This window comes from Crateriforma spongiae (assembly GCF_012290005.1).
In the GTDB taxonomy this organism is placed as follows: Bacteria; Planctomycetota; Planctomycetia; order Pirellulales; family Pirellulaceae; genus Crateriforma; species Crateriforma spongiae.
In genome coordinates this window covers 1-571 of sequence record NZ_JAAXMS010000036.1, presented here as the reverse complement: position 1 = coordinate 571, position 571 = coordinate 1, and the positions used below count along the sequence as shown (strand labels likewise).

1 protein-coding gene is annotated in these 571 nt (G+C 55.2%); it reads left to right on the top strand.

Features of this window, described 5'->3' with window-relative positions; all coding sequences use genetic code 11:
• Positions 1-59 precede the first annotated feature (59 nt).
• A complete protein-coding gene (locus tag HFP54_RS25085) occupies positions 60-494 on the top strand; it encodes a hypothetical protein (protein ID WP_168567300.1) in 435 nt (144 codons plus the stop codon).
• The last annotated feature ends 77 nt before the right edge of the window (positions 495-571 follow it).

Here is a 571-nt window from a genome sequence, read left to right as displayed (position 1 = left end):
ACGTTTCCACGCCCCCGCTCGGTTAACGCTACCGTTATCCGCACTAACTTGCTCGTGACATGGACGCCAATCCATATCAGCCACCAACGATACCCAACGGCGTTGCCTCTCACCGCGAAGAAGTTGCGCGTAAACTGCTCGCCCCAACGACAGGCCTTGCATTGATGCTCTGGCTGCAACTGGCCGGCTACGTGATCGCGGGGACTGTCGCCATCGCCACATTTGCAATTGGCTCTTCCGTCGGTGCATCGCCAATTGAGATTTTGCTGGCCTTTATCCATTTCTTCGTGATGCTATACATGGTGCGATCCATCGGTCGCGTTCGTCGACTATCGTCATTGCGGGATGGTCGCATCTCTGCCGGGCTTGCGTGCATACCGATCGTTACTCCTTGGATTTGGCTTGGTATACCCTTGGGTATATGGCTTTCCTCTATACTCTGGCGGCGGTCGACCGTAAGTGCCTTCTCGGAGTTACGCATCGATGGCGGATAACCAAGCCATTCACACGGAGCACGGCTTGCGCGGTTTTACAAATGGAAACATCACTCTCCGTGCCCGGTGATGGCAAT